Origin of the sequence: Pseudomonas sp. CDFA 610 (genome assembly GCF_021147865.1) — a bacterium.
GTDB classification, from domain to species: Bacteria; Pseudomonadota; Gammaproteobacteria; order Pseudomonadales; family Pseudomonadaceae; genus Aquipseudomonas; species Aquipseudomonas alliivorans.
Genome location: NZ_JAGTPM010000012.1, coordinates 17,718 through 39,437, shown reverse-complemented (window position 1 = coordinate 39,437; position 21,720 = coordinate 17,718). Strand labels below are relative to the sequence as shown.

Below are 21,720 nucleotides of genomic sequence, written 5' to 3'. Positions count from 1 at the left end.
GGGCACAGCCGGTGTCGGGGGATGCCTGCTCCGGCGCCCTACCCCTTCGTCGCCAGTTCGAAAAACGCTCTGGCCATCGCTGACTGTTCATCCTTGCGTTTCACCAGCCAGACCGGGCTGGTGGCGCCGGGGTCGAGCAGGTTGCGGTAGACCACGCCGTCGATGCGCATCCGGCGGTACGGCGCGGGCAACACCGTGACACCCAGCCCTGCTGCCACAAGACCGATCATGGTCATGGGCTCGCCCGCTTCCTGCGTGATCAACGGGTTGAAACCTGCCGCGCGGGCCAGGCTGAGGATCTGGCCGTAGATCCCGCTGCCGTAGGTCCTTGGAAAGAACACGAATGGCTCGGCCGCCAGCGCCGCCATGTAGATCCCGTCTTCGCTGCCTTGCGCCAACGGATGATCGGCCCGCATGATCGCGATCAAGGGTTCGTTCAACAGCTCGAACACCTCCAGAGAATCAGGCAGTTCCAGCGGTCGCATGATGCCCACCTGAATGCTCTTGTCTTCCAGACCTGCCGCGACCTGCTGGCTGGTCATTTCCGTCAGGTCCAGATGCACCTGCGGGTACGCCTGGCGAAAGGCAAAGATCGCCTCGGGAATATTCGACGTCAGCGGCGCGGAAGACGTAAAGCCGACCTTCAGCTCTCCCAACTGCCCCAGTTGCGCACGCCGGGCCACATCGGCGGCCTTGTCGACCTGCGCCAGCACCAGACGCGCTTCGTCGAGAAACAGTCGGCCGGACTCGCTCAATTCGACACGCCGATTGGTTCGGTCGAACAAACGCGTACCCAGCTCCTGCTCCAACGCCTGAATCTGCTGGCTCAACGGCGGCTGGGAAATGCCCAGCACCTGAGCAGCACGGCCAAAATGCAGCTCTTCGGCAACGGCGATGAAGTAACGCAGATGGCGCAGTTCCATACAGCCTCAATCAAGTCGTTTTACGTATCAAACAGGTCGAACAATATATTGGATTGAATCATTAGCCAGCTATATGATTTTTTCATTGCCTGCCCGAACCGTGCTCCGAGGTTGACCTTGAACCCTGCCGCCGCTCCATCCGCCATCAAGTCAAACACCGTGTCTGCCGAGGCATCTGTCCCGCTGGGTGACAGCTATATCGAGAAAAACACGCCGCTGTTCAAGCGCACCGCGCTGGCCTTGTTCGCCGGCGGATTTTCGACCTTCACCCTGTTGTACTGTGTGCAACCGATGATGCCGATGCTCTCGCAAGAGTTTTCCATCACCGCAGCCCAGAGCAGCCTGATCCTCTCGGTCGCTACGGCCATGCTCGCCATCGGCCTGCTGATCACCGGTCCGGTTTCCGACCGGCTGGGGCGCAAGTCGGTGATGGTCATGGCGCTGTTCTGCGCCTCGCTGTTCACCATCGCCAGTGCGCTGATGCCGAGCTGGGAAGGCGTACTCGTCACACGGGCGCTGGTCGGGCTGTCGCTCAGCGGTCTCGCAGCCGTGGCCATGACCTACCTCAGCGAAGAAATACACCCCACGCACCTGGGACTGGCGATGGGGCTTTACATCGGCGGCAGCGCGGTCGGCGGCATGAGCGGGCGGTTGATCGTCGGGGTAATGATCGATTACGTGAGCTGGCATGCCGCGATGCTGGTGGTCGGCGGTCTGGCGCTGATTGCCGCCGCCGTGTTCTGGAGAATCCTGCCCGAATCACGCAACTTCCGCGCCCGCTCGCTGCACCCGCGCAGCCTGCTGGACGGCTTTGTCGTGCAGTTCCGCGACAAGGGCCTGCCACTGCTGTTTCTGACCGGCTTCCTGCTGATGGGCGCGTTCGTCACGTTGTTCAACTACATCGCCTATCGGTTGCTGAGCGAGCCTTACAACCTGAGTCAGGCCGTGGTGGGTGTGTTCTCGGTGGTGTACCTGTCCGGAATCTACAGTTCGGCAAAGATTGGCTCACTGGCTGACCGACTGGGCCGTCGCCGCGTGCTGTGGGCCGTGATCGTCATGATGCTGTTCGGCCTGAGCCTGACCCTGTTCACGCCATTGGCGGTGGTCATCACGGGCGTGCTGATCTTCACCTTCGGCTTCTTCGGCGCGCACTCGGTGGCCAGCAGTTGGGTCGGCCGCAGGGCTACCGTGGCCAGAGGCCAGGCGACCTCGCTCTATTTGTTCTGCTACTACGCAGGCTCGAGCGTGGCCGGTACCGGCGGCGGCGTGTTCTGGCACTACGCGGGCTGGAACGGCATCGGGCTGTTCATTGGCGTATTGCTGCTGATAGCGTTGGGCGTAGCGTGGCGGCTGGCGAAATTGCAGCCGTTGGCGGGCCGGGGTTGAGCGTTGCAAACACCTGCCGTTCAGTGAACTGCGACGCAACCGGACCAGGTCGAAGACGTGGCGGTTGCTTCTCCCAGAGGTGTTGCGTCGATTCAAGGCTTTATTGACTAGCCCAGCAATGCGCTCAGCACCTGCGCAAACGCTTGTGCACTCTGCTCTTCATCAGCATGCCGTCCTTCGCGAATCACCCAGCGTCCGGCAACAGCCACGTCGCGAATCTGCCGATCACCGCCCGCGAACAGCCAGCGGTTCAGAATGGCGTCACCCGTCGCGGTGGCGATGTACGGGTCTTTACCGTCCAGCACCAGCCAGTCCGCACGTTTGCCGATTTCAAGCGCGCCGATTTCCTGACCCAGCGCCTGGGCGCCACCCGCGAGCGCAGCGTCCATCAAGGTTCGGCCCACCATCGGCTGATCGCTGCGGTACAAACGGTTACGGCGCTGATCGCGCAGCCGCTGGCCGTACTCCAGCCAGCGCAGTTCTTCGACGACGCTGAGCGACACATGGCTGTCCGAGCCAATACCCCAGCGTCCGCCCTGGGCGATGTAATCCACCGCGGGAAAAATACCGTCGCCCAGGTTCGCCTCGGTGGTCAGGCACAAACCGGCCACTGCACCGCTGTTCGCCATGAGCGTCACTTCGTCAGGCTCGGCGTGGGTCGCATGCACCAGACACCAGCGGTTATCCACAGGCGTATTTTCATACAGCCACTGCAAAGGGCGCCGACCGCTCCAGCTCAGGCAGTCGTCGACTTCCTTCTGTTGCTCTGCAATGTGGATATGCACCGGGCAATGCGAGTCGCTGGCGGCCAGCACCGCGCTGATCTGCTCAGGCGTAACGGCGCGTAGCGAGTGAAAGCACAGGCCCAGTCGCTGTGCCGTCTGGCTCGCCACAATCGGCTGCAAACGCGCCTGCAGGTCCAGATAGCTGTCGGTGCTGTGGATAAATCGACGCTGCCCCTCGTTGGGTGCCTGCCCGCCAAAACCTGAATGGCTATAGAGCACCGGCAGCAAGGTAAGGCCGATACCGGCGGAACTCGCCGCCTGACTGATCTGCACCGCCAGCTCGGCGGGATCGGCGTAAGGCTTGCCGGTCACGTCCTGATGCACGTAATGAAATTCAGCGACCGAGGTGTAGCCGCCCTTGAGCATTTCGATATACAGCTGGCGGGCAATAACGCCCAGTTGCTGCGGCGTGATACGCCCGACCAGACGGTACATGAGGTCGCGCCAGGTCCAGAAGCTGTCGTTCGGGTTGCCCGCCACTTCCGCAAGCCCGGCCATGGCACGTTGGAACGCATGCGAGTGCAGGTTCGGCATGCCGGGCAGCAAAGGGCCGCTGACCACGTCAGCACCCTGCCGATCGGCATTGATCTGGATCCGCGTCAATATTCCCTCAGGGCTTACTTCCAGACGTACATCGCTGGCCCAGCCGTCAGGGAGTAACGCGCGCTCGGCAAAGAAGGCTGACATTGACTTCATACCCCATCACTGTAATTTGTATATACATATACAGACGTTTGGCAAGCCGGTAAACCGTCGGCAAACTTGCCGTACCACCGCTTAATGGTTAGCTTGAGCGCCTGAATCATCTCGACAACAAGGACACACACGTGCCGACGCCGCCCGCCTCTTCATCATTGGCAGCCCAGATGGGCGAAAGTCCCGCACCCTTGTACGCCCGCGTCAAACACATGATCGCCCTGCAGATCCAGAACGGCACCTGGCCGCCTCATCATCGCGTGCCGTCGGAAAGCGAGCTGGTGACGCAACTGGGGTTCAGCCGCATGACCATCAACCGCGCCCTTCGCGAACTGACGGCCGAAGGCCTGCTGGTGCGCATGCAGGGTGTCGGCACTTTCGTAGCCGAACCCAAGAGTCAGTCGGCGCTGTTCGAAGTCCACAATATCGCTGACGAGATCGCCGCACGAGGCCATCGTCATTCCTGCAAGGTCATCGTTCTCAAGGAAGAAGCGGCAGGCTCCGAGCGTGCGCTGGCGCTGGACATGCGCGAGGGCCAGCGGGTGTTCCACTCGCTGATCGTGCACTATGAAAACGACATTGCCGTGCAGATCGAAGACCGTTTCGTGAACGCCTTGGTCGCGCCGGATTACCTCAAGCAGGATTTCACTCAACAGACGCCCTACGCCTATCTGTCGCAAGTTGCGCCGTTGACCGAGGGTGAACACGTGGTCGAGGCTATTCTGGCAGAGCCCGACGAGTGCAAGCTGTTGCAGATCGACGCAGGCGAACCCTGCCTGCTGATTCGACGCCGCACCTGGTCGGGCCGCCAGCCAGTGACCGCTGCACGCCTGATCCATCCCGGCTCCCGTCATCGCCTTGAAGGACGTTTCACCAAATGACTCAGACCCGCATCCTGCGTGCCGTCGATTACCCACGCATGCCGTGGAAGAACGGCGGCGGCAGCACCGAAGAAATCGCCCGTGACGCCGGTCAGGATCTGGACGGTTTCGGCTGGCGCCTGTCGATTGCAGACATCGAGAACTCGGGTGGCTTTTCAGTGTTTGCCGGTTATCAGCGAATTATCACGGTTCTGCAGGGCGCGGGCATGACGTTGTCGGTGGATGGCACCACCAGCCGCCCACTGCTGCCCTCCGACCCGTTCGCATTCAGCGGCGACAGTCAGGTCGAGTGCACGCTGCTCGACGGGCCGATCCGGGATTTCAATCTGATCTACGCTGCACATCGGTACAACGCTCGCTTGCAGTGGATCGACGTGCGCCAGCCGCAAAGGCTGTTCAGTTCGGCCAGCACCTTTGTGCTGTTCAGCATGGCCGAGCAGATTGCGCTGAGCGTCAGTGGTCAGCCTTGGGAAATCCTTGGCAAGCACGACTGCGCGCTGGTGGACAATAACGGCGGATTCATGGAGATCGAGCTGCAATCCTCAGGCGCCAGCCGTTGCTGCCTGATTGAGCTGAACGCCCTTGGCAATGAAGGTATCCTGGGCGCCCTATAAAAATCAGCTTCTCGTTCAAGGACGACCATGACTCAATTCCCGACCAAGGAAACACCCCGAGCCGTCGCCATCCTCGCCAGCTTTCTCGCCTCCGAATCGGCAGGCGGCATCGTGTTGATGCTCGCAGCGCTGGCGGCTCTGATCGTCGCCAACTCGCCGCTCTCCGCCGGTTACTTTTCGGTTTTGCACAGCGTATGGCTGGGCCTGTCGGTCGAGCTGTGGATCAACGATGGCCTGATGGCGATCTTCTTTCTGATGGTCGGCCTGGAGATCAAGCGCGAAGTGCTGGCAGGCGGACTCTCGACCTGGGGGCAACGAGCCCTGCCCGGCTTTGCCGCGGCGGGCGGAATGCTGGTCCCGGCGCTGATCTACATCGCCATCAACTGGGGCAACCCGCAGACAATGAGCGGCTGGGCGATTCCTGCGGCCACCGACATCGCTTTCGCTCTGGGTGTGCTGTCGCTGCTGGGCAATCGGGTGCCGACCTCGCTGAAAGTGTTTCTCGCCGCACTGGCCATTCTCGATGACCTGGGCGCGGTCACCATCATTGCGTTCTTCTACAGTTCCGGCCTGAACCTGCCGATGCTGGGCGCCGCCTTCGCCACACTGGCGGTGCTGATCGTGATGAACCGCCTCAACGTCGGTCGACTGCTGCCTTACCTGTTGTTGGGCGCGCTGCTGTGGTTCTTCGTGTTGCAGTCAGGCGTTCATGCCACCCTGGCAGGCGTCGCGCTGGCGTTGTGCATTCCAATGGGCAAGCCTGAAGAGGAAGCCCGCTCGCCGCTGCTGTTCCTTGAAGAGAATATGCATTACTGGGTCGCGTTTGCCGTGGTGCCGATCTTCGGTTTTGCCAACGCGGGTGTTTCGCTGTCCGGTATCTCGATGGAAAACCTCGTCGATCCAGTGCCGCTCGGTGTTGCGCTGGGGCTGTTCGTGGGCAAGCAGATCGGCGTCTTTCTCGCCGCCGTGCTGGCGATTCGTTCAGGGCTCGCAGTGTTGCCGGAAGGCAGCAACTGGGTACAACTGTATGGCGTGGCGATCCTGTGCGGCATCGGTTTCACCATGAGCCTGTTCATCGGCAATCTGGCGTTCCCGGGTCAGCAACACCTGATCGACGAGGTGAAAGTCGGCGTACTGCTGGGTTCCGGTATCGCAGCAATCACCGGAATCATCCTGCTGCGCAGCCGCTTCAGCCGGTCCTGAAAAATATTTTCAAATCACTGCATCCAGATTGTTTCTTCGCGGGTAGTACATACAGCAGCCACTTCGAGTTGCTGAGCGCGGTTAAACCATCTGGAGATTTCTGCATGAACGCAAAACGCTTGCTCTGCCTTGCAGGTAGTACCCTGGCTTTCACTTGCCTGTCGTCCGTCGCCCTGGCCCAGACCGATCTGCCCGAAAGCGTTCGGGTTCCGGCCGGCCACAAGATCAGCATGCAAACCACCGGGGTTGGCGAAATCACCTACGAGTGCCGCGCAAAAGCCAACATGCCCAACGAAATGGAATGGGCGTTCGTCGGTCCCAAGGCCGTGCTCAATGACAAGAGCGGCAAACAGGTCGGCACCTACTACGGCCCACCTGCCACCTGGGAAGCCAAAGACGGCTCGAAAGTGACCGGCACTCAGGTCGCCGTCGCACCTTCGAGCGCAGGCAACCTGCCGTACCAATTGGTCAAGGCCAACCCGGCCGAGGGCAAAGGCGCCATGACCGGTGTTGCCTACATCCAGCGTACCGCGCTGAAAGGCGGCGTGGCACCGACCACTGCCTGTGCAGCCAGCAACAAAGGCGCCAAGGAAGTGGTCAAGTATCAGGCTGACTACCTGTTCTGGGCTGCCAACTGATACAGCCAGGCAATCGGGCACCGCGCAGTCAGTGAGCTATGCTGCTGCGCGGGTCCTCGTGATATCAACGAGGCATTAGTCCATCGATGGCGGATTACCTTGTCCTCACACGAATCCCTCTTTGATTACGAAGGCACGTTGCACGCCTGCGCTCGCGGTGAGCGACAGGCTCTGCAGCGTCTTTATGAACAGGAAAGCGCTCGGCTGCTCGGCGTGGTCGTGCGACTGGTTCGCGACCGGGCACTGGCCGAGGACATCGTGCATGATGCGTTCCTGAAAATCTGGACCCGTGCGGCCAGTTTCGACGCATCACGCGGTTCGGCACGCGGCTGGATATTCAGCGTGACCCGGCATCTGGCGCTCAACAACCTGCGCAATACGGCGCGGGAAGTCCGGGATGACGATGACGGCAGCGAAGATCATCATGAGCAGGCGACGCTGGAAGGCTGGCAGGAAACCGGCGATGCCTTCGACTGGCGAGTCAATCCGGGACGCATCACATCGTGCCTGGAGCAGCTTGAACCCGTGCGGCGCAACTGCGTGTTTCATGCTTATGTAGACGGTTATTCGCATCAGGAAATCGCGCAGAAAATCGGCGCGCCACTGGGTACGGTCAAAGCCTGGATCAAGCGCAGCCTGACGGCTTTGCGGGAGTGCATGGGATGACCCGACCTTCGGACGAAAACATTCACGAGCTGGCAGGCGAGTATGTACTCGGCACCCTGTCCGCCGAACAAAGGCTCGACGTCCAGCGTCGCATGCCCAACGAACCGGATCTGCAGGCCGCGATAGACGCCTGGGATCAACGGCTGTTGCCGTTGACCGAGCTGGCGGATCCTGTCAAGCCATCACTCGGCCTGTGGGAGCGGATCGAACGCAATCTTGTGGATCGGGCAGCCCCCAGGGCACAGCCTGAACAGCGCGTGCGCTGGTGGGACAATCTGGCGATCTGGCGCGGGTTGGCCGGTGCGGGCCTTGCCGCCTCGATGGTGCTGGGCATGACGCTGCTGACCCGCGACCCGGCCCCACCTTCCTATCTGGTGGTACTCGTCGGACCTCAGGACAAATCACCCGGCTGGGTCGTGCAGGCCAGCAATCGGCAGGAAATTCAGCTTATCCCGCTGGGCGCGTTCGAAATACCGGCCGACAAGGCGCTGGAGTTCTGGACCAAGGGTGACGACTGGCAAGGCCCGGTATCACTGGGGCTGGTCAAGCCAGGACAAAGCCTGAACATCCCGTTTGATAAACTGCCGCCGCTGCAGCCCAACCAGTTATTTGAGCTGACGCTGGAAAAGTCCACCGGTTCGCCGATCGGCAAACCAACTGGACCGATTCAGTTCATAGGCCGGGCCGTGAAAGTCATTTGAGGCTGTTTTTTGTCAGACAATCTATTGATAGTTACCAATAATGAAATAGACCCTCTTTCCTGATGCAACAATACAGCGCTGTTACTCATCGCACGAATATAAACAGCGCTGTGTGACACTCAAAAGACAATACGGCCTTTGGTCGAAAGCAAACCTGACTGAACATCATCTAAACCGTGTATTCCACACACGCCTTGACCACCTGTTCCCTGATCCAGGAGTTGGAAGGGTCTTGATCGACGCTCTCACTCCAGACCATATCCAGGGTAAATGTCGGCAAACCTGCCGGAGCATCCGTGGAAAAATGAATATCATTATTAACTATTAATTGCGCCACACGCCTGGGCAGGGTCACCACCATATCGGAACCCGCGATCATGTGCAGCGCAGCGCCGTAGCTGTTGGCCTTGGCCACGATCTGTCGACTGCACCCCTGCTTGCTCAGCCAGCCGTCTACCATGTTGGTTTCAGACGTCCAGGGCGTCGGGTAGACGTGCCTGCGCGCCACAAAGGTTTCAAGTTCGAAGCCTGTTTCGGGCGGTATGAAGTTACGATCCACCACACAGATTAAATCATCGTCCAACAGTATCTGGGATTTTAGTCCGCTGCCCCCACGGTGGTAATTAGGACCGAAACAAATAACCAGATCCAGTGTGCCACCATTCAACTCTTTAACGGGGATATCACGGTTGATCTTTTGAACATTTAACGTGACCGGAACATTATTGGCAGAAAATAACTTCAACAAACCCGGCAAGATTAAAAGCTCGAAATATTCGGGCGCACAGACATTGTAAATTACATCTTTCTGTGGCGGCGACAAGAGTGCGGAACCGGAATAACAGACGTTGATACTTTCCACAATTTTCAAGACATGACTGTACATGGTCGTGGCTTTATACGTGGGTCGCATTCCACTGCGCGTATTGATAAACAACTCGTCTTCAAAGCTGTTACGCAGCTTCTTCAGGCAGTAGCTGACGGTGGATTGGCTAACAAAAAGGGACTCGGAGACCTCGGTGACGCTTGAACTTTCGTAAACCGAAATGAAAATCAACAAGTCCTGCATATCCAACTTTCTGAGCATATTGCTTTTAAGCATATCCATATATTCCAGAAGTCCAATGTGCTCGTGGAGTACCCAGCTATTTAGATATTAACAGACCGTTTTTGTTTTTTAAATGGTGTGTAGGAATTTTCCCAAATACATTCGCAGCACGTTTCAGGATCATCACGAACAATGGAGATGCCATCATGCTTATACGCGTGACCGACTGTGAATCACCGCTGTGGAAGCAGGCTGTCGAAATAGTTAAGAGTAAATTTCAGTCATCATATAAAGCGAACATAGAACCCAATCCACAGTATTTCGCCCTCACTCAGGACGAAGATGAAAGAATCATGTCATGCGCCGGAATTACCTTCGGCGATCACCGCACACTGTTTTCCGAACAGTACCTGCCCCGCCCCATTCATGAAATTCTGTCCGAGCGTCATGGGCAGCAGATCGAACGTGCCTCGATTGCCGAAATCGGCAGCCTGATCTCGCACCACGTCACGGCCGGCGTGATCATGGTCAACATGATCCCACTGCTGGCCTGGTGCATGGGCGCGCAGTACCTGCTTTGCACCGTGACCCCGCGCGTGCGGGAAATGATGGAAAGCTGCCAGATCGTCTTCGAACCACTGCTCACCGCCGACCCCACGCGCCTCTCAGAAGACGGTGGCAAGAACTGGGGTTCTTACTACGCAAAGCGTCCGATCACCGGGTTCATCAAGGTCGACCCGCAACGCTCGCGCTTCGCGGCCATGACACTCGGCACGCTGTTCAATCACCTTCCTGTCCAGACGAGGGTGACGCAATGAGCGCAAACCTGATTGCCCAATTGCGCTCCGCACTGCAGGTTCACGGCGAGAAAGTCTGCGCGGTAGACCACGGAGACAGCGCCAAATCCCTCACTTACCGCGAGCTGCGCCAACAGGCGTTTGCACTGGCTGCTGAGTTGCAGCATCGATTCCAACCCAGGGTGCCAAACGATCCGGTGGTGATCGGCATCGTCACGCGCAATACCAGTCAGTGGCTGATCGCCGACCTGGCCTGTCTGTTCGCTGGCATAACTTCTTTGCCGCTGCCTCTGGCATTCAGTCAGGTCCAGGCGGAAAACCTGGCAGCGCACTGTGACGGTTTTCTCGTTGACTCGGCGGGTCAGAAAACGCTCACCGAGCGCTGGCTTCTGGACCTGCCCGCCAGCAAGGTCCGCCATCTGGATTTACCGGCGATTCCTCAGCCGCTGGCCCAAACGGCGGTGGAGCACGACTGGATCTGCAAGATCATTCACACCTCAGGCACGACCAGTAACCCCAAAGGCGTCCGGCTGTCCTGCGCCGCGATTGGCCAGGTGCTGAATTCGCTGCGATTCAGGATGCCGGCCAATGCCCACCTCCGTTACCTGTCGCTGGTGCCTTTGAGCCTGCTGCTGGAACAGGTCACTGCGTCCTATCTGCCGCTTCTGGCAGGCGGCACGATTCACTTTCTGCCGCAGAGCGAGCCGTTGCTGGGCGAGCCGGGCGCATCGCCTGCGCGCCTGACCGATTGGATTCAACGGGTGAAACCCACCGCGCTCACCGTGCCGCCGGTCATGCTCAACGAATTTCTGCGCAGGCTCCAGGGTGACCGAGAAGCTGCCCAAAGCCTGGCCACGTACCTCAAAGAGCAGGTGCACATCACCTGCGGCGGTGCGGCGGTGGACATCGACATCCTGCGCGCCCTTGAAGCCGAAGGCGTGTCGGTCTTCCAGGGTTACGGGCTGTCTGAAAACGCTTCGGTGGTGAGCGTGAACACCGCCGAACAGCAACGCCTGGGCAGCGTCGGCAAGCCGCTGCCGCACGTTCAGGTTCGCATCGGCCTCGACAAGACCATCGAAGTCAAAAGCACGTCGCTGTTCAGCGGTTATTCCGGCACGGACCCAAGCGCGTGCGCCATGAGCGCCGATGGCTGGATGGACACCGGCGACTTGGGCGCACTGGACAGCGACGGTTACCTGTATGTCCACGGTCGCAAGAAGAATGTGATCTGCCTGGCCAACGGCCGAAACGTGAGCCCGGAGCAGGTCGAACTGGAATACCGCAAATACGACGGCGTTCGCGATGCGGCGGTCTTTCTGGACGAAGACCACGGCCTGATCGCCCTGCTGTGCGTCGAGTCGCAACCGGATCGCGACGATCTAGCGCAGTGGTCGACCAAACGTTTCTCCGACGTGGAACGCCCCAGCAAGCTCTGGCTGCTGGACCTCGCCAATCCCCTGCTTGAACAGCTGTACACCGTGACCGGTCGCCCCAAGCGCGCCGAGATTGCCCAAGCGTTCGCGCACCGTTTTTCACCATCCATGCAAAGGACTTCTGCCGATGAACATGCCTGCCTCTCGCTCTGACAACCCCGAATTCGCGGTGATCGAACCCGCGCAATTCGCCACGCTGACAACCCAGGCGCTCTACGAGTTGCTGGGAACCTATGGCGTGGTGCTCATGCGTGACTGTATTCATGAAGCCGAAACCTTCAGCCGGTTCGTGAAGAACAACAGTTCGCGTCTGAGCCTGGACCCGGCCCGCACAATGGTCGGCGGCGCCGCTCAATTGGTCGATGCCGGCACCCAGGAAATCGGTCTGCACTGCGAGAACGGCAACTCTCCGTTCTGGCCGGACATCACTTGGTTCTACTGTCAGGAAGCGCCCCGCCAGGGTTCGCAGACCACGCTCTGCGACGGTGAAGCCGTGCTGCGCGCATTGTCGGCCGACTGCCGGACCTTCTTCGAGAACAACCCGATTCGCTACAGCCGCACGGTCAGCGCGGACAAATGGCGTCGTCTGGTCTGCCACTACTCGGCCGACAAGAATGATCCGAGCCTCGTCACGCCGGATGACCTGATGCAGATCGTCGGCAACGACCCGCAGACGCGCATCACCTTCAACACCAGCGACGACTCCATTCACTACGCCTTTTCCACTCCGGCCATTCCGGTTTCGCCGATCAGCCAGCGGCCTGCGTTCGCCAACAGCATCCTCGGTCCGTCGTTCAATTACGAGAAGCCGATCATCGACACCGTCTCGGGCGACGCCATTCCCGAGCAGTTCCTGAACGAGATCGAAGAGGTTTCGACCGCCCTGACCTACCCGGTCGGCTGGCGTGACAACGACATGGTGATGATCGATAACCGCCGGGTCATGCACGGACGCCAGGCCATCGTCGACGACCGCCGTCGCATCTTCAACGCCTTGAGCTATCGCTGAGAGCCCCCTATGAAAAACACTAATAAAACAATTGTGGCCGGACTCTACGAGACCTACTCGGACGCACAAGGCCAGGAAATCATCGACCTGTCGGGCGGTTTCGGCTTTCAGGTACCGGAAGTCATCAGCGCCGTCAAAGCCCAGGCCGAGATCATGGGACTGTCCAACCGGGTATTGATGTCCGAACCCTTGATCGCTCTGTGCCGCCGACTCGCCGGGTTGCTGCCGGATCCTCTGGTCAGCTCCTACGTCTGCAGTTCGGGTGACGAAGCCTTCGAAGGCGCGTTGAAACTGTGCAAGGGGCTGAACCCACGTCGCAACACACTGGTGTTCATCAAGGGCGGCGACTACGGCTCACTGACCTATGGTCGCAGCCTGACTCAGCCTGACCGCTACAGCGAAATCCAGCGACTGCTGGGCTTCAGGCGCGTTGCCGTCAGTCATGCCGACGATCTGGCCAAAATCGACTGGAACGATTGCTTCGCGGTCTGTTACACCAGCGTCATCACTGACGAAAAGGGCGTTCTGCGCCTGATCGAGCAGCCCTTGCTCGACCGTCTGTATGCCGCCGCCGGTGACGCAAAGGCACCGGTCATCGCCATGGACGTAGCCACCTGCCTGGGCAGCCTGGGCACCCTGTTCGGCTTCCAGCAGTACACCAACACTCCGGACATTGCGGTGCTGGGCGGTCCGTTGGGAGGCAGCGCAGTACCCATCGGCACCTACACCTGCAGCGAAGAAATGGCCTATACGGTCTATGGCCGCAGTACGCCCGCCAAACATGGCAGCACCACGGCCGGCAACCCGATGGCCTGCGTCGCGGCCCTGACCACGCTTGATTACCTGCATACCCATAATTCGCCTCAGCACTGTACGCACAACGGCCAGTTACTGACCAGCGTACTGACAGACCTGGGCGCCACCGCACTGGGCGGCTGGGTCAGCGTGCCGTTGCACGGTCGCAACGAGGCGCAACTGCGCGAAGCCCTTTACCAGAACGGCGTGTATGCAAGCCCCACGCGCGGCAATGCGCTGGTGCTGCGCTGCCCTGTTACCGCCAGATCCCTGCCTGTCGAACGCGCCGGCCAACGTATCAAGGAGACTTTCAGACATGTCCTCAACCATGCCGCGTGAACAACTGCTGGACGACTGCGAACAGTTCTGGAGCGCTTCGGCCGCCAAGCTCTATCGCATCGGCAAGACCTCGGTGGAAAAAAGCACCGACGGCATTTATGTCACAGACCACACTGGCAAGAAATTCATCGACTGCGCGTGCAGCTACGGTGTGTTCATCGTCGGCCATCGCAACCCGACGGTCCGCGAGCGAGTGCAGGCGCAACTGAGCGAGCTGGCGTGGGTGCCGGAAGGTCGTGAACACCCGACGCAGGCCGTATTGTCGGAGCGCCTGCGCCACCTGATTCCCGGTGACTGGGGCGAGGTGCGTTACATGGTGTCGGGCGCCGAGGCCATCGAGCAGACCATGCGCTACGTGCTGCAGGTTCAGAAGCATCGGCGCGGCATCGTCGTGATGACCGATTCCTATCACGGCAAAACCCTGGCAGCCATGAGCATTCTGGGCCAGCAGCAACACCACAGCAGCTACGGCACCTATTCGGAAGAAGTCACCTACGTGCCGTATGGCGATTTCGCGGCGCTGCAAAAGGCCGTCGGCGAAGGTGTCTGCGCCATCTATGTCGAGCCGATTCTGGGCGGCGCCCACCTGCAGGTTCCGCCCGTCGGCTACATGGCCAATATTCGCGCGCTGTGCGATGCGACCCAGACCCTGCTTATCGCCGACGAAATCCAGACCGGGTTCGGACGCTGCGGCAAGTGGTTCGCGGTTCAGTACGATGACGTGGTGCCGGACATCATGATTCTGTCCAAAGGTCTGACGGGCGGCTACACCTCGTTCGCCTGTGCCGTTTACAGCCAGGCCCTGACCAACCGTTTCCCGCTCGACGAAATCGAACCGGACAACCGCACCACTGGCGGCCATCCACTGGCCTGCTCTGCGGCACTGGCCGCCATCGATTACATCCAGCAGCACAATCTGGTGGAGCTGTCGCGGATCAACGGCGGCCTGCTGCGCAATGGCCTGCAACGGCTGGCGTCCCGCTTCCCGCAGATCATCGAAGATGTACCGGGCGTCGGCCTGATGACCGGCCTGCGCCTGCGAGGTTCGGTGTACGAAGCGTTGATGAGCATGGAACTGGGTAAACGTGGCGTACACGCCGGGCACTCGATGAACGAAAAGGCCGCGCATCCGGTGCTCAGATTTTACCCGCCGCTGAACATCACACCCGAGGCGCTGGACCACGTCCTCAAGATGATCGAGGAATCACTGGAGGTGATTGCCGCCAAGCCGAAGCTGTTCGTGAAAGTGTTTTCGCTGGTGGTGCGCAACATGTACCAGATTCCGAACAAGTGGCTCGGCAGCAAGAAAGGACTCAAGCATGCTTAAACCGGACGAGTTGACGCTCGAAGAAATGGCCAGTCTGATCCGGCGCAGCGTGTTGACCAGCGTTTCGCTGGTCGACTTCTACCTGCGGCGTATCGAGAAACGCAATCCACAGATCAACGCAATCATCCAGCAGGAGCAGCGCGAGAGCCTGTTTCGACAGGCCGAGGAAGCGGACGCCCAGGCACGCAAAGGGCAGTTCAGCGGGCCGTTGCATGGCATTCCGATCACCATCAAGGACGTGTGCCATGTAAAGGGCTTCCGCATGTCCCGGGGCGTAGAGCAGTGGCGCAACGAACCCAGCGCCGTTGACGCTACCGCCGTGGCCCGTTTGAGAAAAGCCGGAGCGATCATTCTCGGCATCACCAACGTGCCAGAACTGTGCATGGCTTTTGAAACCGAGAATCTGCTGTACGGCCGTACGCTCAACCCGCACGACTCAAGTCGTACTGCAGGCGGCAGCAGCGGCGGTGAAGCGGCCGCCATCGCTGCAGGTCTTTCACCGGCAGGTCTGGCCTCCGACGCCTGCGGCAGCGTGCGTATTCCGGCCCATTTCAACGGTATCTGTGGTCTGAAGCTGACCCAGGGCCGCGTCCCGCTGAGCGGGCAATACCCCAACGAACGCTCGGGCCTGTTCCACATCACTTCGGCCTTCGGCGTCATGGGCCGGTATGTCGACGACCTGCGAGTGCTGGGCAAACTCATCAGCGGTGCCGATCAGAAAGACCCGGACACCGTGGACGTACCCTTTGCACCCGGCAAGCCTTTGCAGGATCTGCGAATCGCGGTATCGGGCAAATCGTCCGTCGCCCGCGTGACCCCGGCCGTCCAGAGTGTGCTGGATGCAGTCGCCATCCGCCTGAACGATGTGGTCAGCGCAGTAGAAGACGCACTGCCGCCCCTGCTCGAAGAAGCGTGCGACGTGTTGTGGCGGGTCTTCATCACCGGTGGCGACGGCGGCAAGGGATGGGAAGCGCTGTTCGCTGCCATCGGCAAGCACCAGTTCACCAAGGCAACCGCGCAACTGCTGGAAATGAGCCGTGGCGTCGAGCTGAGCACCGAAGAGCTGAAGCGTGACTGGGTCATGATCGACACGTTCCGCCACCAGCTTGCGCGGTTCTTCACCGACTACGACCTGTTCATTTCTCCGGTATATGGCGATGTCGCGTTTGCCCACGGAGCATCCCTCGAGGACCGGGGCCGCTACGCGTTCGTCTTTCCCTTCAGTCTGTCGGGGTCACCGGCAGCGGTCATCAAGTGTGGCCACGATCCGGAGAACGGCATGCCGATCGGCATTCAGATCGTCGCGCCCCACTGGCAGGAAGAACAACTGCTAAGAGTGGCTTCCTACCTGGAGAGCGAGTTCGAAGGCTGGCAGCCAGCCTTCGTCGAGGCGGGCTGACGTCAGGCTGTGGCAAGCTTGCGCTGGCGGCTCTTGAGCACCAGCGCAACCATGCCGAGCAGGACCAGCAAGGCGCCGGTTACCCCCATCGATACCGGCTGTTCCCCGAGAAACCAGCGAGACAGGGTGACGAACAGCGTGCTCAGGTAGACGTAGGAAATCACCGTCGAAGACCCGATGACCCCGATGGCGCGGTGCAACAGCCAGAACGTCCCGAGTGTGCCGAACAGCGCCAGGTAAAACAGCCAGAAGACGTCGATCGCCACCAGCTCCGCCCCGGTCCGCCAGCCTCCGGTCACAGCGGCAATCAGCAGCAGAAAGAGTGCGCCAAACAACATGTTCCAGAACGTCATCGCGACCGGGCTGGTGTCGCTCAGCGCCTTGAGCTTATAGCGCTGACTCAGTGGGGAATAAAGCGCCATCGCCAGACAGCCCACCCCGTAGACCACCAACGCGTACAGCGAAGGCGTGGCATCGGCATGCGACCCTGCGACGATCAGCAGCACAGCGCCCACGGCAGCGGTCAGCATCGGAAATACCCGGCCTTTGAGAATCATCCCGTGCATCAGCGCCACCTCGAAGCACAGCGTCATCAGCGGCACCAGGGTGTAAAGCGTTGCGGTGTGCACCGCCGAGGTATAGCGCAGGGCTTCGAACAGCGAGCCGAAATAGACCGCCAGCAGCAACCCCAGCACACAGTGACAACGCAGTCGGCTCATGCTCATCGACAGGTTGCCCTTCACCAACAGAATCGGCAGGAACAACAGCGCCGAGAACAGCAGGCGCAGCCCGGTCAGCAGCACCGGATCAACCGCCTGACTCACATAGCCGGCGGCAAAAAACGATGAGGCAATCAAGGCTGCCCAAATAACCATTCCGCCATGGGCGGTTGAAAAACCAGCGTCTTTCATCATGCGCTCCGAAAACAGGATCAGTACGCATGATGGGTAAACAGCACGAAGTACGGGTGCTAGTTTTTAAATAAGTACGCTCAGTTATTCACTTACAGTTATTCGTCAGGCGGCCGGGCGGGCGGCATTGCAGGCAATCTCGAACAGACGCCCGACCTCCGCCGATGTGGGCCTCACGCCAAACTGGCCTTGCAGACAGTTGTCGAACGCCGAGCGTGAATCCAGTAACACCGTCTGCTGCGCTTCATTCACGTAACGCAGATTCAACAGACGTCTGCGCCCACCGCGGGCATAGCGGGTCAATACCAGGTTGTGGCAGAAAATGGAGTCGGGCGAGGTGGCCGAATAGTGGTTGGCCGTGTCGATATGCTCCTGCCGCGAAGGCTCATCGCCCAGCCGGTATAACTCGTCCCACTGGCCCTGCTCGCTGATCCACAAGCCTCTGCCGCTGTCGGATGAACGCACCTGAAACGCCAGCGTGTTCTGCGGCCGCGCGCTGGCGGAGCCCAGTTCGATAGGCCAGAGCAAACCGTTACCAAAACCGGTATCGCACAGCAGCACCCGGCCTGCGACCTGTGTCAGAAGGTAAAGGTGCGAAGGTGGCAGAACACGGTCACCTGTGCGGTAGACCACCCGCGCCAGATAAGGCGTCGCCTCGATACCCTGGCGTTCCAGATGCGCCTTGAAGGCCGAGTTCAGCTCATGGCAATAGCCGCCCCGATACCGCTCCAGCGAGCGCAGCAGTTTATCAGGCGAAAGATCGGGAGGCCCGTTCAGCAAAGCGTTGAGGTTGTTGAAAACGTAGTGTTGCGTCCAGGTGCGATGAAGACCGAACACTTGATACATATGTGGTGAGTGAGCTTGTGCGGCCATGAACACATCCTTTTGCCAGCGTCTGGCAGTTTCGTTACGCCGTCTCTGTCACGCAGCCTGATTCCCTCATCAAACTGGGCAGATTAGGCCGCTTCGCCACCCCCACCACAAACGAAAATCTACCGCTCAACTATCGAGAAATCAGGTTTAACGGACGCACCATCCTGCTGTGCATCATTCTGTTACCTGCCGCCCCAAAACAGCGCAGGAAACGTATCAAGTAACAGATTGGGGACGGAGCAGTGAAACGTCCCGTTATCCGTGCCCTCTCCAGTCCCCCCTTTAAACCGGGCATTTGCGCGGCGGCATACGTCGTCAATTCAAGTTGGCCTTCGGATTGCATATGCTTGTATATACGAGTAGAGACAAGTTGGCCGACTGGCTCCTGCCAGACGGATGCAAGCGCCCTTCACGGGCTGGTTTGGAATGATCGCCGAGGATTTTTTTGTGACCGAGAATAATCAAGACCTGAAGCAGGACTGGACCCGTCACCGCGAAGGCGAGGTGCGTGCTGCACGTGGTACGCATCTGACAGCAAAAAGCTGGCTGACCGAAGCGCCCTTGCGCATGCTGATGAACAACCTGGACCCGGAAGTGGCCGAGAACCCCAATGAACTGGTGGTGTACGGCGGCATCGGGCGGGCGGCGCGCAACTGGGAGTGCTACGACCAGATCGTCGAGAGCCTCACCCACCTGAATGACGACGAGACGTTGCTGGTGCAGTCCGGCAAGCCGGTCGGCGTTTTCAAGACCCACAGCAACGCCCCGCGCGTGCTGATCGCCAACTCCAACCTGGTGCCGCACTGGGCGAACTGGGAGCATTTCAACGAACTGGATGCCAAGGGGCTGGCGATGTATGGCCAGATGACCGCTGGCAGCTGGATCTACATCGGCAGCCAGGGCATCGTGCAAGGCACCTACGAAACCTTCGTCGAAGCCGGTCGCCAGCATTACGACGGCAACCTCAAAGGTCGCTGGGTATTGACCGCAGGCCTGGGCGGCATGGGCGGCGCGCAACCGTTGGCCGCGACACTGGCCGGTGCCTGCTCGCTGAACATCGAATGCCAGCAGAGCCGTATCGATTTCCGCATCAAGACCCGCTACGTCGATGAACAGGCCGTCGATCTGGATGACGCGCTGGCCCGCATCGCCAAATACACCGCCGAAGGCAAGGCCATCTCCATCGCCCTGTGCGGCAACGCGGCCGAAATCCTGCCGGAAATGGTGCGCCGTGGCGTGCGCCCGGACATGGTGACCGACCAGACCAGCGCACACGACCCGCTCAACGGCTACCTGCCAAAAGGCTGGAGCTGGGACGAGTACCGCGCCCGTTCGGTCAGCGAGCCTGCCAATGTGGTCAAGGCCGCCAAGCAATCGATGGCCGAACACGTCGAAGCCATGCTGGCCTTCCAGAAAGCCGGTATTCCGACCTTCGACTACGGCAACAACATCCGCCAGATGGCCAAGGAAGTCGGCGTCAAAGACGCCTTCGATTTCCCCGGCTTCGTTCCGGCCTATATCCGTCCGCTGTTCTGCCGTGGCATCGGCCCGTTCCGCTGGGCCGCGCTGTCGGGTGACCCGCAGGACATCTACAAGACCGACGCCAAGGTCAAGGAACTGATCCCGGACGACGAACACCTGCACAACTGGCTGGACATGGCCCGCGAGCGCATCAGTTTCCAGGGTCTGCCTGCCCGTATCTGCTGGGTCGGTCTGGGCCAGCGCGCAAAGCTCGGCCTGGCGTTCAACGAGATGGTGCGCAGCGGCGAGCTGTCGGCACCGGTCGTGATCGGTCGTGACCACCTGGACTCCGGTTCGGTCGCCAGCCCCAACCGCGAAACCGAAGCCATGCGCGACGGCTCCGACGCCGTGTCCGACTGGCCGTTGCTCAACGCTCTGCTCAACACCGCCAGTGGCGCAACCTGGGTGTCTCTGCACCATGGCGGCGGCGTCGGCATGGGGTTCTCGCAGCACTCGGGCATGGTGATCGTCTGCGACGGCACCGACGAAGCCGCTGCGCGAATCGCCCGTGTGCTGCACAACGACCCGGCCACCGGCGTCATGCGCCACGCCGACGCGGGGTATGACATCGCTATCGAATGTGCCAAAGAGCAGGGCTTGAACCTGCCGATGATCGGACGTTAAGGAACCTGTCGGTCATCACCGACAGCCCTCGGGAACGGGCGTGAAAACGCCCGAAGGCCGGATGCCTGTTTTGAAGCTGCCACCATCCCTTTCAGGCGTAGGAGCATCGACAATGAATATGAAAAAGGCCCTGTTGACCACTCTGGTATCCGCTGGCTTGCTCGCCAGCGCCGGAGCGAGTCAGGCCGCCAACTGGTGTGAATCAGGCAAGCCGGTGAAATTCGCGGGCCTGAACTGGGAAAGCGCCATGCTGTTGACCGACATCCTGCAGATTGTGATGGATAAAGGTTACGGCTGCACCGTGGACGCACTGCCCGGCAACTCCATCGCCATGGAAAACGCCCTGAGCACCAACGACATCCAGATTTTCGCTGAAGAATGGGTGGGTCGCAGCGAAGTGTGGAACAAGGCCGCGGCCGCCGGAAAAGTGGTCGGTGTCGGCGCGCCTATCGTCGGTGCAGTCGAAGGCTGGTACGTGCCGCGTTACGTGATCGAAGGCGATGCCAAGCGCAAGCTGGAAGCCAAGGCGCCGAACCTCAAGTCGATCAGCGATCTGGCGCAGTACTCGGCGGTGTTCAAGGATCAGGAAGAACCCGGCAAGGGCCGTTTCTACAACTGCCCGGCCGGCTGGACCTGCGAGCTGGAAAACAGCGAGATGCTCAAGAGCTACGGTCTGGAGAACAAGTACACCAATTTCCGGCCGGGCACCGGCCCGGCGCTGGACGCGGCTATCCTGTCCAGCTACAAGCGTGGCGAACCGATCCTGACGTATTACTGGTCGCCGACGCCGCTGATGGGCCAGGTGGATCTGGTACGTCTGGAAGAAAAAGCCGGGGTGAACAAGACGATCGATATCAAGGTCGGCGTGTCCAAAGTGTTCCATGATGAAGCGCCTGAACTGGTTGCGATGCTGGAGAAGGTCAATCTGCCGATCGACCTGCTCAACCAGAACCTGGGACGCATGGCCAAGGACCGCATCGAATCGCCGAAGCTTGCCCGGATCTTCCTGAAAGAACATCCGGAAGTCTGGCACCAGTGGGTCAGTGAAGACGCCGCGAAAAAGGTGGACGCCTCGCTGTAAACGACTGGGCAGCCGGCCTGAGAGTACCGGTCCGGTTGCCCGTTCGTGAGTCCGATACACCTTACTTGAG

The 21,720-nt window shown here is 60.1% G+C and carries 20 protein-coding genes; 15 read left to right on the top strand and 5 right to left on the bottom strand.

Going from position 1 to position 21,720, the window contains the following annotated elements; translation table 11 throughout:
- Window positions 1-38: 38 nt before the first annotated feature.
- Complete coding sequence (locus tag KDX39_RS21640; RefSeq protein ID WP_210042012.1) at window positions 39-923, bottom strand: LysR family transcriptional regulator; 885 nt, start codon at window positions 921-923, stop codon at window positions 39-41.
- Window positions 924-1,040: 117 nt separating this feature from the next.
- Here KDX39_RS21640 and KDX39_RS21635 point away from each other — a divergent pair, with 117 nt between their 5' ends.
- Window positions 1,041-2,309: an MFS transporter gene (locus tag KDX39_RS21635; RefSeq protein WP_210042011.1), complete on the top strand. Its 1,269-nt coding sequence runs from the start codon at window positions 1,041-1,043 to the stop codon at window positions 2,307-2,309.
- A 107-nt stretch (window positions 2,310-2,416) separates the two neighbouring features.
- Here the strand turns inward: KDX39_RS21635 and KDX39_RS21630 are convergent, their stop codons facing one another.
- Complete coding sequence (locus KDX39_RS21630; protein WP_231661867.1) at window positions 2,417-3,781, bottom strand: formimidoylglutamate deiminase; 1,365 nt, start codon at window positions 3,779-3,781, stop codon at window positions 2,417-2,419.
- 179 nt (window positions 3,782-3,960) lie between these two features.
- On the opposite strand from KDX39_RS21630, the gene hutC reads away from it, so the two are divergent.
- The 6 genes from hutC to KDX39_RS21600 all read left to right on the top strand — a co-directional run bounded on the left by hutC (window position 3,961) and on the right by KDX39_RS21600 (window position 8,493).
- Window positions 3,961-4,671 (top strand): histidine utilization repressor, encoded by a 711-nt coding sequence (hutC, locus tag KDX39_RS21625; protein ID WP_184322514.1) that lies wholly within the window; start codon window positions 3,961-3,963, stop codon window positions 4,669-4,671.
- Complete coding sequence (locus tag KDX39_RS21620) at window positions 4,668-5,285, top strand: HutD/Ves family protein (RefSeq protein WP_231661754.1); 618 nt, start codon at window positions 4,668-4,670, stop codon at window positions 5,283-5,285. The genes hutC and KDX39_RS21620 overlap by 4 nt, the downstream gene beginning before the upstream one ends.
- A 27-nt stretch (window positions 5,286-5,312) precedes the next feature.
- Window positions 5,313-6,488 (top strand): Na+/H+ antiporter NhaA, encoded by a 1,176-nt coding sequence (gene nhaA, locus KDX39_RS21615; protein WP_231661753.1) that lies wholly within the window; start codon window positions 5,313-5,315, stop codon window positions 6,486-6,488.
- A 104-nt stretch (window positions 6,489-6,592) separates the two neighbouring features.
- Window positions 6,593-7,126: a DUF3455 domain-containing protein gene (locus tag KDX39_RS21610; protein ID WP_004880392.1), complete on the top strand. Its 534-nt coding sequence runs from the start codon at window positions 6,593-6,595 to the stop codon at window positions 7,124-7,126.
- 99 nt (window positions 7,127-7,225) lie between these two features.
- The gene (locus KDX39_RS21605) at window positions 7,226-7,792 is read left to right on the top strand and encodes a sigma-70 family RNA polymerase sigma factor (RefSeq protein WP_184322305.1); all 567 of its coding nucleotides are present in this window, start codon (window positions 7,226-7,228) and stop codon (window positions 7,790-7,792) included.
- Window positions 7,789-8,493 carry an anti-sigma factor gene (locus KDX39_RS21600; RefSeq protein ID WP_231661752.1) on the top strand — a complete coding sequence of 235 codons (705 nt, stop codon included), beginning with the start codon at window positions 7,789-7,791 and terminating at the stop codon, window positions 8,491-8,493. The genes KDX39_RS21605 and KDX39_RS21600 overlap by 4 nt, the downstream gene beginning before the upstream one ends.
- A 169-nt stretch (window positions 8,494-8,662) precedes the next feature.
- Here KDX39_RS21600 and KDX39_RS21595 read toward each other — a convergent pair whose 3' ends face one another.
- Entirely contained in the window at window positions 8,663-9,595 is a 933-nt protein-coding gene (locus KDX39_RS21595; protein ID WP_231661751.1) for a LysR family transcriptional regulator, read from the bottom strand.
- Between the two features lie 152 nt (window positions 9,596-9,747).
- On the opposite strand from KDX39_RS21595, the gene KDX39_RS21590 reads away from it, so the two are divergent.
- From KDX39_RS21590 to KDX39_RS21565, 6 genes are read left to right on the top strand one after another with little or no spacing between them, the layout of a single operon-like run.
- On the top strand, window positions 9,748-10,359 hold the full coding sequence (locus KDX39_RS21590; RefSeq protein WP_099228761.1) for a thermostable hemolysin: 612 nt from the start codon (window positions 9,748-9,750) through the stop codon (window positions 10,357-10,359).
- Window positions 10,356-11,924 (top strand): AMP-binding protein, encoded by a 1,569-nt coding sequence (locus KDX39_RS21585; protein ID WP_231661750.1) that lies wholly within the window; start codon window positions 10,356-10,358, stop codon window positions 11,922-11,924. Before KDX39_RS21590 ends, KDX39_RS21585 begins: the two co-directional genes overlap by 4 nt.
- Complete coding sequence (locus KDX39_RS21580; RefSeq protein WP_210042005.1) at window positions 11,899-12,780, top strand: TauD/TfdA family dioxygenase; 882 nt, start codon at window positions 11,899-11,901, stop codon at window positions 12,778-12,780. The genes KDX39_RS21585 and KDX39_RS21580 overlap by 26 nt, the downstream gene beginning before the upstream one ends.
- A gap of 9 nt (window positions 12,781-12,789) precedes the next feature.
- Window positions 12,790-13,914 (top strand): aminotransferase class III-fold pyridoxal phosphate-dependent enzyme, encoded by a 1,125-nt coding sequence (locus KDX39_RS21575; protein ID WP_231661749.1) that lies wholly within the window; start codon window positions 12,790-12,792, stop codon window positions 13,912-13,914.
- On the top strand, window positions 13,892-15,241 hold the full coding sequence (locus KDX39_RS21570) for an aspartate aminotransferase family protein (RefSeq protein ID WP_231661748.1): 1,350 nt from the start codon (window positions 13,892-13,894) through the stop codon (window positions 15,239-15,241). Before KDX39_RS21575 ends, KDX39_RS21570 begins: the two co-directional genes overlap by 23 nt.
- Window positions 15,234-16,640: an amidase gene (locus tag KDX39_RS21565; RefSeq protein WP_231661747.1), complete on the top strand. Its 1,407-nt coding sequence runs from the start codon at window positions 15,234-15,236 to the stop codon at window positions 16,638-16,640. The genes KDX39_RS21570 and KDX39_RS21565 overlap by 8 nt, the downstream gene beginning before the upstream one ends.
- A gap of 2 nt (window positions 16,641-16,642) precedes the next feature.
- On the opposite strand, the gene KDX39_RS21560 is transcribed toward KDX39_RS21565, so the two are convergent.
- Complete coding sequence (locus tag KDX39_RS21560; protein WP_099228767.1) at window positions 16,643-17,551, bottom strand: DMT family transporter; 909 nt, start codon at window positions 17,549-17,551, stop codon at window positions 16,643-16,645.
- 105 nt (window positions 17,552-17,656) lie between these two features.
- Window positions 17,657-18,424, bottom strand: a complete 768-nt coding sequence (locus tag KDX39_RS21555) for an arylamine N-acetyltransferase family protein (protein WP_231661746.1) — start codon at window positions 18,422-18,424, stop codon at window positions 17,657-17,659.
- A 426-nt stretch (window positions 18,425-18,850) separates the two neighbouring features.
- Between KDX39_RS21555 and hutU the strand changes: the two genes are divergently transcribed.
- Together hutU and KDX39_RS21545 are read left to right on the top strand one after the other, a co-directional pair.
- Window positions 18,851-20,569 carry a urocanate hydratase gene (gene hutU, locus KDX39_RS21550; RefSeq protein ID WP_231661745.1) on the top strand — a complete coding sequence of 573 codons (1,719 nt, stop codon included), beginning with the start codon at window positions 18,851-18,853 and terminating at the stop codon, window positions 20,567-20,569.
- 112 nt (window positions 20,570-20,681) lie between these two features.
- On the top strand, window positions 20,682-21,650 hold the full coding sequence (locus tag KDX39_RS21545) for an ABC transporter substrate-binding protein (RefSeq protein WP_184322315.1): 969 nt from the start codon (window positions 20,682-20,684) through the stop codon (window positions 21,648-21,650).
- Window positions 21,651-21,720: the final 70 nt, after the last annotated feature.